Here is a 996-nt window from a genome sequence, read left to right on the forward strand (position 1 = left end):
TTCCGTCAGATCGCCGTGGATGAAGGCACTCATTACGACGCGTACAAGGCTGCATTGGCACGGCTCCCCCGCCGTTAAGCCAGTCGCAGGCGCCGGTCGGCTTCCTTCCCCTGGGCCGATCGGCGCTTTTTGGCCTGCCGAAAACTCAAAAGCACGCAGTCGCATCGCAATGCTCCACTCACCGTACCGCGAGCGACCGATCTTTCCCAATTTACCGGAGACTTGCACATGCCAAGAGCTCGTTTGATCACCGCATTCCTGCTCTCGGCCGCGGCCCTGCCGTTTGCCGCGTCAAGTCCGGCGTCGGCACAGGTCGAGGGCAAGACCAACCAGCAGTGGTTCCCCGATTTGCTTGATTTGAGTCCGCTTCGACAGGAGTCGCCAAAATCAAACCCAATGGGATCAGACTATGATTATCGCCGGCAGGTCGAAACTCTCGATGTTGCTGCGCTGAAACAGGATATCGCTACGGTCCTGACCACCTCGCAGCCATGGTGGCCGTCCGATTACGGAAACTATGGGCCGTTCTTCATCCGGATGGCCTGGCATAGTGCGGGAACGTACCGGCAGGCTGATGGCCGAGGCGGCGCTGGCGGCGCGCAGCAGCGGTTCGAACCGCTGAACAGCTGGCCGGATAACGTCAATCTCGACAAGGCTCGTCGCCTGCTATGGCCGGTCAAGCAGAAGTACGGCTCAAAGATCAGTTGGTCGGACCTCATGGAGCTGACGGGCAACGTCGCCTTGGAGCAGATGGGCTTCAAGACGCTCGGCTTTGCCTTTGGACGCCGCGACGAATGGGAAGCGGATAAAACCTATTGGGGACCTGAAACCAAGATGTTGGCCGATCAGCGCCATACCGCGCCGGGTGTCATCAAGAAGCCGCTCGCCGCATCGCAAATGGGACTCATCTACGTTAATCCGGAAGGACCTAACGGGACCCCCGATCCGCTGGCAGCCGCCAAGGAAATCCGCGCCACGTTCGGCAACATGGGCATG

At 59.9% G+C, this 996-nt stretch carries 1 protein-coding gene; it reads left to right on the forward strand.

Annotation, left to right across the window (positions count from 1 at the left end; genetic code table 11):
* Window positions 1-276: 276 nt before the first annotated feature.
* Window positions 277-996: peroxidase family protein (locus AACY52_RS28520; protein WP_339561097.1), on the forward strand; the 720-nt coding region annotated here is incomplete at its 3' end.

Source organism: Pseudomonas sp. EA_65y_Pfl1_P113 (genome assembly GCF_963970525.1).
GTDB lineage: Bacteria > Pseudomonadota > Gammaproteobacteria > Pseudomonadales > Pseudomonadaceae > Aquipseudomonas > Aquipseudomonas tritici.